Consider the following 11,876-nt stretch of genomic DNA (forward strand, 5'->3'; position numbering starts at 1 on the left):
CGGCTCGCGTTATCCTTTCAACAGCAAAAGGATAACGCTCATGCAATGGATCGCCATTTCAAAACACTGGACCGCCTTTCTTCCCGCCATCCTGCAGCGTTGGCCCGAGGCCGAGGAAGATGATCTCATCTCGCTCGACGGCACCCAGACGTCGCTTGCGTCCTACCTTGCGAAGAAGACCGGCCGGCCGATTTCCGAGCTTGATGAAGAGCTTGAGGAATGGCGTGCGGGGGCGACACCTGCTGATATCCGAATGGATGAAAGCGAGGATATGCGCAATATCGATGCCTCGGCGCAGTATGTGCCCGTTGGCGAAGACCCTTCGGATGATGATGCGGCTTTTGGGGATGATGGGGCGGAGCAGAACCCCGTCGGGCGCACAGGCTGAAACGGCGGGAGCCTCCGGCGGAAGTATTTTTGGCAAGATGACGGGGTGGGCCGGCGCGCTTGTGCGAGTGGCCCGCTCTGGCTTGCGGGTAGGAGGAATGCCTGTGCGCGGATCAGGCGAGCGAGGTGACCCAGAGGATTGTCGCGTCGTCGTCGCTGAGCGAGACCACGTTGTGGCCCATGGAGGCGTCGTAATAGGCGCTGTCGCCGCGCCGCATCTCGATCGGTTCGTAAAATTCGGTGTAGAGACGGATGACGCCTGTCAGGACATAGAGGAACTCCTCTCCGTCGTGGCGTACCCAGCCGTCGAATTCTTCCATTGTGCGGGCGCGGATGCGGGCGCGGTAAGGCAGCATCTGCTTCTTCACCAATGTGGCGGCGAGCAGTTCATGCTCGTAGGTGGCCGTGGCATAGGCGCTGCCGTCGCCGGATTTGGTGAACGACATGCGGCCCATGACCTGTGCGGCTTTGGGGGCTGTAAACAGTTGCGGCACTGAGATATTCAGGCCTGTCGCCAGTTTCTTCAGCGCATCATAGGTGGGCGACATCTGACCGTTTTCGATCTTGGACAGGGTGGAGCGTGCGAGGCCCGCCTGCGCGGCGGCCTGTTCCAGCGTCCAGTCACGCGCCTTGCGCAATTCGCGCACACGCTCGCCCAGATCCAGCGGCACGGTACTGGCATCCTCTCCGCTTTCGCGGGCGATACGGATCAATTGGCGTGGGTCAGTTTCACTCATGGCACTGGCTATAGGCAGGCGATGCGGCGCTGGCAACTGTCCTGCGTGCTCTTGCCAGCAGAACCTGCATTGCCTAGCTAGATCCCATGCTCTGCGATGTCGATCCGGCGGCTGCCGCGCTCTGCACTGCCCGACGCTCCGCTTCACAAGGTCGCCGCAGCCCGGCTGGCCAACACAACAACCGCGCTTTCCTGCATGGCCCGATCTGCTGGCCGACCCGTATGGAAAGCCGCTGCGCCCTGCGCGCCCAATGGGAGGCTCACTTTGTCCGTCAAGCTCGATATTCTCTCCGATCCGATCTGCCCCTGGTGCTATATCGGCAAGACCCAGCTGGACCGCGCCCTGGCGCAGCGCCCGGCGCATCCGTTTGTTGTCGAGTGGCACCCGTTTCAACTGAACCCGGAGATGCCGCGCGAGGGGATGAACCGGCACGACTATCTTGCCGCGCGCTTTGGTGGCGATGCAGGCTTTGAGCGCGCCGAGGCGCAGCTCTCTGCCGCCGCGGCTGCTGCCGGAGCTGAGATCAACCTTGCGGCGCTGGCCCGCATCCCCAACACGCTGGACGCGCACCGCCTGATCCACTGGGGCGGGCTGGAGAATTGTCAGAGCCTTGTCGTCGATGGATTGTTCGCCGCCAATTTCCGCGACGGTCGCGACATCGGTCAGCATGACGTGCTGGCGGATATCGCCGACAGCGCCGGGATGGATGCCGCCCTTGTGACGCGCCTGCTGCAATCGGACGCTGATCTGCAGGCCATCCGCGACCGCGATGCCCATTCGCGTGAGATGGGCATCAGCTCGGTGCCCACCTTCGTGGTGGCCAATCAGCATGCGGTGCCCGGTGCGCAGCCGGTGGAGCTCTGGCTGAAGGTCATTGACGAGATCACCCAGAAGATCGCCACAGACGAGCAGACCGAGGTCTGACAGCCGGGCCATTGTTCATTTTCGCACATCCGTCTCCGCACTGCGGGGAAGGATGTGCGTCTGGTGTGGCGACCCGAAATCTGCTAGCGGCCAGCCCATTCAACTTTGAAAGGACTGCCCATGGCGCGTCGATTGCACCCGGTGGAATTCGTAGCCCTGATGGCGATGATGATGGCGACCGTCGCCTTCTCGATCGATGCGATGCTGCCTGCCCTCTCCGAGATCGCGGCAGAGCTTTCGCCCGACAACGTCAACAACGCCCAATTCGTCCTCTCGGCCTTCATGATCGGTATGGGGGTCGGCACGCTGTTCTCTGGCCCGCTGTCGGACAGTTTCGGGCGCAAGACGGTGATCCTGTTCAGCGCCGCGATCTATATCCTCGGTGCCGTGCTGGCCTGGCGCGCCCCCACGCTGGAGCTGCTGGTGATGGCGCGCATGCTGCAGGGGCTTGGCGCCGCCGGTCCGCGCGTCATCTCGATCGCCATCATCCGTGACCTCTATTCGGGACGCGAGATGGCCAAGCTCGTCTCTTTCGTGATGATGGTCTTTACCATTTTCCCCGCCATGGCGCCGCTTCTGGGGGCTCTGATCGTGGAATATGGCAATGGCTGGCGCACCCTGTTTCTGGTGTTCTTCGGCTTCTCGGCCCTCAGCTCGCTCTGGCTGGCGACCCGTCTGGACGAACCTCTGCCAGTGGAACGCCGCGTGCCCTTCCGACTGAAAAAGCTCGGGGTGGCGCTGGTGCAGATGCTGTCGATCCCGATGGTGCGTCTGACGCTGTTGGTGCAGGTCATGATCGTGTCCATGATGTTCACCACGATCAGCCTGATCGAGCCCGCCTTCTCGGTGGTCTTTGAACGCTCTGCCGAATTCCCCTATTGGTTCTTCGCACTTGGCGGGATGGCGGCGACATCCTCAATGGTGAACGCGATCTTTGTGGTGCGCTACGGCATGCGCAAGATCATCACACTGGCGGTTGGCGGCTTTCTGGTCGTCAGCCTGGTGATGATGGCGATGTACCTCTTCGGGCCCGGCGGCACGCCTCAGTTCATCGTCTACATGATCTGGATGGCCGCGCTCTACTACCAGATCGGCCTGACACTGGGGAACCTCAACGCCCTCGCGATGGAGCCGCTGGGCCATATCGCGGGCCTTGCCGCTTCGGTCATGGGGGCGATTTCCACCGTCGTCGGCGCCGTCGTCTCGACCCTCGTGGCGCAGACCTTCAACGGCACCATCCTGCCGCAGCTGCTGGCCTGCACGATTTTTGCGCTGATCGCCCTGCCCGTCATGCTGCGGGTCGGCAAGCTTGAGCGGATCCGCGACCAGTAAACGCAGCCCATTTTTGCCAATAAAACGCGCGCCGGTCGCCCCGGCGCGCGTTTTTGTTTCGTTAGCGCCACCAACCGGGCCGATTTGTCGCAATCACATTTCAGTATACAAAGGCATACACAGCTTTTCGTGCACCAATCTTTAGGCTATGGAGGCGCAGAACCCCCCAAAGACCCCGATTCCTGTCAGGTGCAAGGAGCCTTCCCATGACAAAGATCAAGGTAGCCAATCCCGTTGTTGAACTCGACGGCGATGAAATGACCCGCATTATCTGGGACTTCATCAAGCAAAAGCTGATCCTGCCCTATCTCGATATCGACCTGCTGTACTACGACCTCGGGATCGAGGAGCGTGACCGCACCGACGATCAGGTCACCATCGACGCCGCCAACAAGATCAAGGAGATCGGCGTTGGCGTAAAATGCGCCACCATCACCCCGGACGAGGCGCGGGTCGAGGAATTCGGCCTCAAGAAGATGTGGAAATCGCCCAACGGCACCATCCGTAACATCCTCGGCGGTGTTGTCTTCCGCCAGCCGATCATCTGCCGCAACGTGCCCCGCCTCGTGCCCGGCTGGACCTCGCCCATCGTGGTGGGCCGTCACGCCTTCGGCGATCAGTACAAGGCCACCGACTTCACCTTCCCCGGCTCCGGTCAGCTGACGATGAAATTCGTCGGCGACGACGGCACCGTGATCGAGAAGATCGTCTATGATGCGCCCTCCGCCGGGGTCTACATGGGCATGTACAACCTCGACCAGTCGATCCGCGATTTTGCCCGCGCCTCGTTCAACTACGGTCTGTCGCTGGGCTGGCCGGTATACCTCTCGACCAAGAACACCATCCTCAAGGCCTATGACGGCCGCTTCAAGGACCTGTTCCAGGAGATTTTCGAGGCCGAGTTCGAGGACAAGTTCAAGACCGCCGGCATCTGGTACGAACACCGCCTGATCGACGACATGGTCGCCTGCGCGCTGAAATGGAACGGCAAGTTCGTATGGGCCCTGAAGAACTATGATGGTGACGTGCAGTCCGACACCGTGGCGCAGGGCTTTGGCTCGCTCGGCATGATGACCAGCCAGCTGATGACCCCCGATGGCCAGATTGTCGAGGCCGAGGCCGCGCATGGCACCGTCACCCGCCACTACCGTCAGCACCAGGAAGGCAAGTCGACCTCGACCAACTCTATCGCCTCGATCTACGCCTGGACCGGCGCGTTGAAGCACCGTGCCAAGCTCGACGACAACACCGCCCTGATGACCTTCGCCACGACGCTGGAAAAGGTCGTGGTCGATACGGTCGAGAGCGGATCGATGACAAAGGATCTGGCGCTGCTGGTTGGACCCGATCAGGGCTGGCTGACCACCATCGGCTTCCTCGAAAAGGTCGATCAGAACCTCAACAAGGCGCTGGCGGGCTAAGCCTGTCCCAGACAGGTCGCGAAATTTGCAGGGGGCGTGTCGCAGGGCACGCCCCCTTTAGCATTCATGAACCGGCGCATTCACGCCGATCGGGGGCGAAGGCCTGCACTGACGCAATACCGTCAAGATACCGACGTAAGACAGCGGTGTGATTTGCCGGGGTAACCAACCGTTAACCCGCAACTTGCTAAAACGTTAAATAGTTAACTCCGGGGCCGGCGAGCGGCCCTGGAACAGGCACCAATACCGATTTCATGCTCTGGGAAATCCGTCTCTCAGACGCCCTTTGCACGACCATCTTTTCGCACTCCTGCCCCTCGCCGCCCTGCGTCGCGGCGCTACCTACCACGCTCAGGCAGGACAACCAGAACGAGGACATCATGCGGGCATTGCACAATTTTCCGCGCACGGACGCCTTTCAGATCGACACCCTGATCGACGAGGTCATCGCGGATGCACTCCGCGCCCTGCGCGCCACCAACCGCCCCGATATCTGGACTCTGGCGCTGCACTGCAGCCCGTTCCGCCACACGCTCTCGGTCAGTGCCGATACCCGTTCCAATTCGGACGAGGTGGTGGCGCGGATGAACACTTTCTCACGCATCCACTTCAAACAGGAAATCGAGGATGGCAACTTCGCCAGCGCCCAGCTTTGGCAGGCAAATGCCGGGCGCAATATGGGTCTTGCCGACTTTGACCTGCCCGATCTGGCGACACGCGCGCTGCCCGAAACCGTGATCCGCGGCGCTGATTTCTATCTCTCCCTGACGGAGGGCATGATGCGGCACCACCCCGCGTTGCTGTCGTGCTGCGCCGACAAAGCGCCTGTCCTGTTTGCCACCTCGACCGCCGACGAAGAGCTTGGCATGGTCTGGAGCGCCCGCTAACCCTCTGCTGATGCACATGAAAAAAGGCCGACCCCAAGGGATCGGCCTTTCCGTCAGACCCACGTTAAGGGTCGACTAACCGTTCGGCGACAGCGATCAAGCCGCCTGACGGTTATGGGTGCCCTCTTCAATCTCTTCGGCAATCTTGCTGACGAAAGCGTCGAGGTCGCCGGGGTTGCGCGAGGTCACGATGCCCTTGTCGCAGGCCACCTGGCTGTCCTCCCAGAGACCGCCGGCATTGATCACGTCAGTCTTGATCGACGGATAGGAGGTTACGGCGCGTCCCTTGACGATATCAGCCTCGACCAGCATCCAAGGCCCATGGCAAATCGCGCCGATCACCTTGCCGGCGGTGTGAAATGCCTTCACCAGCGCCACAGCTTCGGGGATGGTGCGCAGGATGTCGGGGTTGATCTGACCGCCCGGCAAGACCAGCGCGTCATAGTCAGCCACCATGACGCCAGAGATCGCCAGATCGGCCTCGGCCTCACGGCCCCAATTGTCTTCGTCCCAACCCTTGATCGGAGTGCCGTCGGGCGTGGCGACATGCACGGTCGCCCCCTTGGCGCGCAGCTGGTCGCGCGGCACTTCCAGCTCGGACTGCTCGAAGCCATTGGTGGACAGGATCAGGATGCGTGCGTCTTTGATATTAGGCATGATGTTACCTTTCTCTTTTATTTCCGGTGTCATGCAGGCGGATTGGCCCGACATGACGGGGCGTTCTCTGCCCCTCGGCAACACAACCGTTGCCGCCGCGCATCGTTCCACAAAGAATTGGCCAGAGGCAGGAACCTGCTGATCCTTGCAGCACAATTGCTCCGCTTCGCGACGTCACAGCGCGCGCTGACCTGATTTTGCTGTCGCCCGCCCACGCACCCGATTACAAAGGAAGCAATGCTGACCTATTATCCGGTGCCCCATGCCCTCTCCCCTGACGATCCCGAATGAACTCCGCCAGAACCACACCCCTCTGGAGGATGTGCAGGGCCTCTCGATCGCGCTGCTGACGGCCTCGGTCGGGCTGGTGTTCCTGACCCACCTCGGATTTCTGACCGGGCAGACCGCGGGCCTGGCGCTGATCATCGCCTATGTGACCGGCTGGGATTTCGGGCCGGTGTTCTTTCTGGTCAACCTGCCGTTCTACGCCCTCGCCTGGAAGCGCCTGGGCGCCGAGTTCACTCTAAAATCGATGCTTTGCGTGACGATCCTCTCGGTGACGGTGGACTACATGCCGCTGGGATTGTCGTTTGACTACCTCAACCCGGTGCTGGGCACAGCGATCTTTGGCGTGCTGACGGGCTATGGTCTGCTCGGCGTATTTCGCCACAAGGGCAGCCTCGGCGGGCTCGGCGTGATCGCCCTGTTGATCCAGGACCGCACCGGATTTCGCGCCGGATACGTCCAGCTGATCGTCGATGCGATGTTGTTTGCGGTGGCGTTTTTCCTATTTGACACGCGCACCGTGGGATATTCGTTGTTCGGAGCCCTGATCCTGAATGGCGTGATCGCCTTCAACCACCGGCGCGACCGCTATATCGCGGACTAGAGTGCTGGACACAAAGGCCCGCCCCGCTTACCAAACCGCAATACCGACAGGGGCAGTCCATGACCGATGACACCAGCAAACCGCACAACCACTCCTTGCTCGAAGACGTGCAGGGCATCTTGTTCGGGTCGACCATGGCCGGTCTCGGCATCGTCATCCTGACCCATCTCGGCCTTGTCACCGGCCAGACTGCGGGCCTCGCGGTGCTGATTTCCTACGTCACGGGGTGGAGCTTCGGGGCGGTGTTCTTTGTGCTCAACCTGCCCTTTTACTGGCTCGGCTATTCCCGCATGGGCCTGCGCTTTACCATCAAGACCTTCATCGCCGTGGCGCTTTTGTCGGTGCTGACAAAGTTTCTGGCCACGCAGATCAGTTTTGACACCCTGACGCCCTGGACCGGCGCCGTGATCTTCGGGATGATCATCGGATCGGGCCTTCTGGCGCTCTTCCGGCACGGTGCGTCGCTCGGCGGAGTCGGTATTCTCGCCCTCTATCTGCAGGATAAGACGGGGTTTCGGGCTGGCTACACCCAGCTATGCTTTGACGCCTGCGTCTTTGCGGCGGCGCTGTTCGTGTTGCCGCTGATGTCGGTGATCTGGTCGCTGCTCGGCGCACTGGTCATCAATCTGGTCATCGCGATCAACCACCGCAAAGACTGGTACGTTGCCACCTGAGGAGGCGGAATTGCCCACCTATCTGACGCTGATCATCGCCGTGATTGCCGAAACCATCGGCACAACCGCCCTGCAGGCCAGCCAGCAGTTCACCAGGCCGATCCCTGCGGTGATCACCGTGATCGGCTATGCGGCGGCGTTTTATTTCCTGTCTCTGACCCTGCGCACCCTGCCCGTCGGCGTCGTCTATGCACTCTGGAGCGGACTTGGCATCGTCCTGATCGCCATCATCGGCTTTGTCGTGTTCGGGCAAAAGCTCGACCTCGCGGCGATTCTGGGCATGGGGCTGATCTTTGCCGGCATCGCCGTGATCCAGCTCCTGTCCAACACCACGACCCACTGACCCTCCCGGGTAAGGCGCACCGAAGGCACAGCAGCGAAGAAGGCGCGCAACCGCCCCTTCTTCTTGCTCTTAATACTCCCGCCGGAGGCCCGGTCGACAGGCCGGAAACCTTACCAGAGCATGGTCAACCGCTTGATAAGGCTCGAAGTATCCCACCGCGCTCCGCCGAGTTTCTGCACGTCCTTGTAGAACTGATCGACCAGAGCCGTCACCGGAAGGCTGGCCCCGATCTCATCCCCGGTGCTCAGGCAAATCCCGAGATCCTTGCGCATCCAGTCGACGGCAAATCCGTGTTCGAACTCATCCGCCAGCATGGTCTTGTAGCGGTTGCTCATCTGCCAGCTGCCCGCGGCCCCGGCGCTGATGACCTCGACCACCTTTTCACCATCCAGCCCGGCTTTCTGGCAGAAATGTAGTGCCTCACTGAGGCCCTGAACCGCCCCGGCGATGGCGATCTGGTTGCACATCTTGGTGATCTGCCCCGCGCCGCTTTCGCCGATCAGGCGGCAGATCTTGGCATAGGCGGCAATCACCGGCTCGGCGCTGGCAAAGACATCGGCGTCGCCGCCACACATCACCGACAGTGCGCCATTCTCGGCCCCCGCCTGCCCGCCAGAGATCGGCGCATCGACAAACCCGAGGCCCTTTTCCTTGGCAATATCATAGAGTTCTCGGGTGACCTTCGCGGAAACTGTCGTGTGATCAACCAGCACCGCACCGGGCTTCATGCCGGAAAAAGCGCCAGTCTCGCCGGTGCAAACCGCACGCAGATCATCGTCGTTGCCAACGCAGGTCATCACGAAATCGGCGTCCTTGGCTGCCTCGGCTGGCGTTGTGGCAAAGGCACCGCCGTGCTCGGACACCCAAGCTTCCGCTTTGGCGGTGGTCCGGTTGTAGACGGTCACTTCGTGGCCCTTGGCGGCCAGATGACCGGCCATCGGATAGCCCATCACACCCAATCCCAGAAACGCGACTTTCACCATGGTTCAATCCCTTGTATTGCAGCAGTCGCACAAAGTAGTGTCGGCCCGAGGCCCGGAACGCAAGAGCCGGACCCGATCGCCGGGCGACAGGCCGGGGAATTGCCCGGGACAAGGCAAGGGATCTGAATGAGACGTGTTTTCCGATGGCTGCTCCGCATCGCGGGGGGCATGATCATTCTCTCCGTTCTCACCGTTTCCGGGGTCTACTACCTCGCGTCCCGGTCCCTGCCCGACTATGACAAGACATTGAGCGTCAAGGGTATTTCCGCCCCCGTCGAGATCGTGCGCGACAATGCCAACGTGCCTCATATCTTCGGCAAGTCCGACGCGGACGTCTATTTCGGCTTGGGCTATGCCCATGCGCAGGATCGCCTCTGGCAGATGATCACCATGCGCCGCACCGTGCAGGGCCGCCTGTCAGAGGTCTTCGGCATGCGCACTCTGGCCATCGACAAGCTGATGCGCCGCTATGACCTCTATGCCCTCGCCATCAAATCAGTCGCCGCACAGGATGCGCGCACCACGACCGCGCTGAACGCCTATGCTGCAGGCGTCAACGCGCGCCTGGACGAGATCAACCGTGACGCTCTGGGGCGCGGTGCGCCCGAGATGTTCCTGTTCAACGTCCCCGTAGCACCCTGGCAACCCGCTGATTCCATTGCCATCGGCAAGCTGATGGCGGTCCAGCTCTCGGGCAGTCTCTCGTCCGAGATTGAGCGGGCGCGTGTCTCTCTCGCCCTGCCGGATCGCAAGATGCTGGCCGATATCCTGCCCGACGTTCCGGGCAAGGGCATCGCCGAACTGCCCGATTACGCCAGCCTCGTGCCCGGCGAAGAGCTGAACCGCTTCGCGCAGTCCAGCGGCCCCGGCCTGCCCGATAGTCCGCTGAGCCCGTTTCCCGCACCGGGGCTTGAGGGTGCCTCGAACGCCTTTGCCGCCGCGCCCTCGCGCTCGGCCTCAGGGGGGACACTGCTGGCGAACGACCCGCACCTCGGCTTCACCGCCCCGACGATCTGGTACCTCGCGCGGCTTGAGCTGCAGCAGGGTGGCGTCATCGGCGGCACGATTCCCGGCATTCCCTCCGTGTTGACCGGGCGCTCGCATTTCCTCGGCTGGGGGCTGACCTCGTCCTACCTTGACGACCTCGACGTCTATATGGAGGAGATAAACCCCGAGAATACCGAGGAATACCGCACGCCTGACGGCTGGAAACGCTTCAAGACCCGCAAGTCGATCATCGAGATCAAGGACGAAGCCCCCGTCACCCTGACCCTGCGCTGGACCGACAACGGCCCGGTGCTGCCCGGCAGCCATTACAACCTCGATACCGTCACGCCTCCGGGCTATGTCGCCTCGGTCAACTGGACCGCTCTGTCGGATCACGACACGACCCTGACCGCCGGGGTCGAGCTGATGTATGCCCGCAACGTCCAACAGGCGATCGAGGCGACGAAAGTTCAGATCGCGCCCTCGCAGAACCTGATGCTGGCCGATGCCGACACCATCGCCTTCAAGACCATCGGCGCCATGCCGGAACGCGACCCCGCTCACGACAGCCAGGGCCGCATGCCGAGCCTTGGATGGCGCGCCGAGAACCGCTGGAAAGGCATCCTGCCGAATGCCGACAACCCTGAGATCATCTCTCCCGAGAGCGGTATTCTGGGCAATACCAACAACAAGACGGTGGATCGCCCTTTCCCCTACCACGTCACCTTCGACTGGGGCGACACGCAGCGCATTCACCGCCTGCAACGGCTGATGCAATCGCGTCAGGTGCACACCCGCGACAGCTTCATCGAGGCGCAGCTCGACACCGTGTCTTTTACCGCGCGCACCCTGCTGCCGCTGATCGGCAAGGATCTGTGGTTCACCGGCGAACCCGCCCCCAAGGGCACGCCGGAACGTCTGCGGCAGGATGCGCTGACCCTGCTGGCCGAATGGAACGGTGAGATGAACGAGCATATGCCCGAGCCGCTGATCTACGCCGCCTGGGTTGCTGCCCTGCAAGACCGTCTGATCCGCGATGAACTGGGCCCCGTGGCCGATGACTTCACCCATGTGCAGCCGGTGTTCATCGAACGGGTGTTCCGTGACGTCGATGGCGCCTCGCGCTGGTGCGACATCATCCAGTCGACCCCGGTCGAGACCTGCACAGATATCGCCCGCCAGAGCCTTGATGCTGCGCTGATCTGGATCTCCGAACGCTATGGCGACAACCTGGAATCGCTGCGTTGGGGCGATGTGCACCAGGCGGCGCAGGATCACCCGACGCTCGGCAATATCCCGATCCTGCGCTACTTCGTGAACATCCGCCAGAGCACCTCGGGCGGCGACAATACGCTGATGCGCGGCGCGACCAAAGGCACCGGCAGTGATCCCTATCTCAACGTGCACGGCGCGGGGTATCGCGGGGTCTATGACTTCGCCGATCCCGACAGTTCGGTCTTCATCACCTCGACAGGGCAATCCGGGCACCCGCTGTCACGCCACTATGACGACCTGGCGCAGCTGTGGCGGCGCGGTGAATATATCCCGATGTCGCTCGATACGGCGCTGGCACGGGCGGCGGCCGTGGGCATCACCCATCTCAACCCCGCCGCGCCCTAGCCGTTTGCCTCTGGCGCAGACGCGCTAGATGCTAG

Annotated in this window: 12 protein-coding genes; 9 read left to right on the forward strand and 3 right to left on the reverse strand. The window is 62.0% G+C overall.

From position 1 onward, the window contains the following. Positions 1-40: 40 nt before the first annotated feature. Positions 41-388 (forward strand): hypothetical protein, encoded by a 348-nt coding sequence (locus tag F3W81_RS04915; RefSeq protein ID WP_193082534.1) that lies wholly within the window; start codon positions 41-43, stop codon positions 386-388. A gap of 112 nt (positions 389-500) precedes the next feature. Here the strand turns inward: F3W81_RS04915 and F3W81_RS04920 are convergent, their stop codons facing one another. Further along, the gene (locus tag F3W81_RS04920; protein WP_193082535.1) at positions 501-1,124 is read right to left on the reverse strand and encodes a helix-turn-helix domain-containing protein; all 624 of its coding nucleotides are present in this window, start codon (positions 1,122-1,124) and stop codon (positions 501-503) included. Positions 1,125-1,388: 264 nt separating this feature from the next. Between F3W81_RS04920 and F3W81_RS04925 the strand changes: the two genes are divergently transcribed. The 4 genes from F3W81_RS04925 (at position 1,389) to F3W81_RS04940 (ending at position 5,688) form a co-directional block, all read left to right on the forward strand. After that, positions 1,389-2,048: a DsbA family oxidoreductase gene (locus F3W81_RS04925; protein WP_226941863.1), complete on the forward strand. Its 660-nt coding sequence runs from the start codon at positions 1,389-1,391 to the stop codon at positions 2,046-2,048. Positions 2,049-2,168: 120 nt separating this feature from the next. Then, on the forward strand, positions 2,169-3,380 hold the full coding sequence (locus tag F3W81_RS04930; RefSeq protein ID WP_193082536.1) for a multidrug effflux MFS transporter: 1,212 nt from the start codon (positions 2,169-2,171) through the stop codon (positions 3,378-3,380). Positions 3,381-3,586: 206 nt separating this feature from the next. Continuing rightward, positions 3,587-4,801: an NADP-dependent isocitrate dehydrogenase gene (locus tag F3W81_RS04935; protein ID WP_193082537.1), complete on the forward strand. Its 1,215-nt coding sequence runs from the start codon at positions 3,587-3,589 to the stop codon at positions 4,799-4,801. Positions 4,802-5,181: 380 nt separating this feature from the next. Further along, positions 5,182-5,688 carry a hypothetical protein gene (locus F3W81_RS04940; protein ID WP_193082538.1) on the forward strand — a complete coding sequence of 169 codons (507 nt, stop codon included), beginning with the start codon at positions 5,182-5,184 and terminating at the stop codon, positions 5,686-5,688. A 96-nt stretch (positions 5,689-5,784) separates the two neighbouring features. On the opposite strand, the gene F3W81_RS04945 is transcribed toward F3W81_RS04940, so the two are convergent. Beyond that, positions 5,785-6,345, reverse strand: a complete 561-nt coding sequence (locus F3W81_RS04945) for a type 1 glutamine amidotransferase domain-containing protein (RefSeq protein WP_193082539.1) — start codon at positions 6,343-6,345, stop codon at positions 5,785-5,787. Between the two features lie 262 nt (positions 6,346-6,607). Here F3W81_RS04945 and F3W81_RS04950 point away from each other — a divergent pair, with 262 nt between their 5' ends. The 3 genes from F3W81_RS04950 to F3W81_RS04960 are packed head-to-tail and all read left to right on the forward strand — an operon-like array spanning position 6,608 to position 8,251. Further along, entirely contained in the window at positions 6,608-7,234 is a 627-nt protein-coding gene (locus F3W81_RS04950) for a YitT family protein (RefSeq protein WP_193082540.1), read from the forward strand. A gap of 59 nt (positions 7,235-7,293) precedes the next feature. Continuing rightward, positions 7,294-7,908, forward strand: coding sequence for a YitT family protein (locus F3W81_RS04955; protein WP_193082541.1), 615 nt, complete (start codon positions 7,294-7,296; stop codon positions 7,906-7,908). Positions 7,909-7,918: 10 nt separating this feature from the next. Then, a complete protein-coding gene (locus tag F3W81_RS04960) occupies positions 7,919-8,251 on the forward strand; it encodes a DMT family transporter (RefSeq protein WP_193082542.1) in 333 nt (110 codons plus the stop codon). A gap of 110 nt (positions 8,252-8,361) precedes the next feature. Here the strand turns inward: F3W81_RS04960 and F3W81_RS04965 are convergent, their stop codons facing one another. Continuing rightward, positions 8,362-9,234, reverse strand: a complete 873-nt coding sequence (locus F3W81_RS04965; protein WP_193082543.1) for an NAD(P)-dependent oxidoreductase — start codon at positions 9,232-9,234, stop codon at positions 8,362-8,364. A 126-nt stretch (positions 9,235-9,360) separates the two neighbouring features. On the opposite strand from F3W81_RS04965, the gene F3W81_RS04970 reads away from it, so the two are divergent. Further along, complete coding sequence (locus F3W81_RS04970; RefSeq protein WP_193082544.1) at positions 9,361-11,841, forward strand: penicillin acylase family protein; 2,481 nt, start codon at positions 9,361-9,363, stop codon at positions 11,839-11,841. Positions 11,842-11,876 lie beyond the last annotated feature (35 nt).

Origin of the sequence: Pseudooceanicola spongiae (assembly GCF_014899185.1) — a bacterium.
In the GTDB taxonomy this organism is placed as follows: Bacteria; Pseudomonadota; Alphaproteobacteria; order Rhodobacterales; family Rhodobacteraceae; genus Pseudooceanicola; species Pseudooceanicola spongiae.

Excerpts from the sequence above, each read along its gene's own strand:
- F3W81_RS04970 (WP_193082544.1), top strand. The coding sequence starts at position 9,361 with ATGAGACGTGTTTTCCGATGGCTGCTCCGCATCGCGGGGGGCATGATC.
- F3W81_RS04920 (WP_193082535.1), bottom strand. The coding sequence starts at position 1,124 with ATGAGTGAAACTGACCCACGCCAATTGATCCGTATCGCCCGCGAAAGC.
- F3W81_RS04955 (WP_193082541.1), top strand. The coding sequence starts at position 7,294 with ATGACCGATGACACCAGCAAACCGCACAACCACTCCTTGCTCGAAGAC.
- F3W81_RS04950 (WP_193082540.1), top strand. The coding sequence starts at position 6,608 with ATGCCCTCTCCCCTGACGATCCCGAATGAACTCCGCCAGAACCACACC.
- F3W81_RS04945 (WP_193082539.1), bottom strand. The coding sequence starts at position 6,345 with ATGCCTAATATCAAAGACGCACGCATCCTGATCCTGTCCACCAATGGC.
- F3W81_RS04965 (WP_193082543.1), bottom strand. The coding sequence starts at position 9,234 with ATGGTGAAAGTCGCGTTTCTGGGATTGGGTGTGATGGGCTATCCGATG.
- F3W81_RS04935 (WP_193082537.1), top strand. The coding sequence starts at position 3,587 with ATGACAAAGATCAAGGTAGCCAATCCCGTTGTTGAACTCGACGGCGAT.
- F3W81_RS04915 (WP_193082534.1), top strand. The coding sequence starts at position 41 with ATGCAATGGATCGCCATTTCAAAACACTGGACCGCCTTTCTTCCCGCC.
- F3W81_RS04930 (WP_193082536.1), top strand. The coding sequence starts at position 2,169 with ATGGCGCGTCGATTGCACCCGGTGGAATTCGTAGCCCTGATGGCGATG.
- F3W81_RS04940 (WP_193082538.1), top strand. The coding sequence starts at position 5,182 with ATGCGGGCATTGCACAATTTTCCGCGCACGGACGCCTTTCAGATCGAC.